Origin of the sequence: Devosia riboflavina (assembly GCF_000743575.1) — a bacterium.
GTDB classification, from domain to species: domain Bacteria; phylum Pseudomonadota; class Alphaproteobacteria; order Rhizobiales; family Devosiaceae; genus Devosia; species Devosia riboflavina.
This window is the reverse complement of sequence record NZ_JQGC01000113.1, coordinates 1-627: the sequence shown is the minus strand read 5'-3', so window position 1 is coordinate 627 and position 627 is coordinate 1. Positions and strand designations below refer to the sequence as shown.

The following is a 627-nucleotide window of genomic DNA, read 5'->3' as shown; positions in this document are numbered from 1 at the left end:
GGATCGTGATGCCGCGCTCGCGCTCGATATCGTTGGAGTCCATGACGCGTTCTTCGACGCGCTGGTTCTCGCGGAATGAGCCGGACTGCTTGAGCAGCACGTCAATGAGGGTCGTCTTGCCATGGTCGACGTGGGCGATGATGGCGATATTGCGCAGGGACATCGAAAGGGTCACCAGTCTTGGCACGATTCCCAAAGGAAACGGTATTCCGGTCGGCTCGTGCTGGAACAACAAAGCGCCAAGGTCCCCCGGGACGCAGTGGCGCATTTTTCGCTGCTGGCCTTACCGAAAAGATGTGTCGGAAACAAGATATTTCGGCGCAGGGCAGCCCTGCGCCCCATATCAGGACGCCTTGCGCATGGCCCCGAGGCGCTCGGCTTCCGTGGCGAGAAGCTTGCGGATGGCGCTCGCTTCGATGGGCGGGCTGAAAAGGAAGCCCTGCACTTCGTTGCAACCCTGGTCGCGCACGGCCTTCAACTGCTCCTCGGTTTCGACCCCTTCGGCGGTGGTCGACATGCCGAGCGAATGCCCCAGCCCGATCACCGCCTTGATGATGGCTAGGCTATCGCTGCGCCCGTCGAGGTCGCGCATGAAGGAGCGGTCGATCTTGATCTTGTCGAAGGGGA

At 61.4% G+C, this 627-nt stretch carries 2 protein-coding genes; both read right to left on the bottom strand.

Going from position 1 to position 627, the window contains the following annotated elements; all coding sequences use genetic code 11:
- The coding region (locus JP75_RS26100; protein ID WP_152565985.1) for a GTP-binding protein at positions 1-163 on the bottom strand (163 nt) is incomplete at its 3' end.
- 180 nt (positions 164-343) lie between these two features.
- A partial coding sequence (locus JP75_RS24960; RefSeq protein ID WP_035088102.1) for an EAL domain-containing protein occupies positions 344-627 on the bottom strand: 284 nt, incomplete at its 5' end.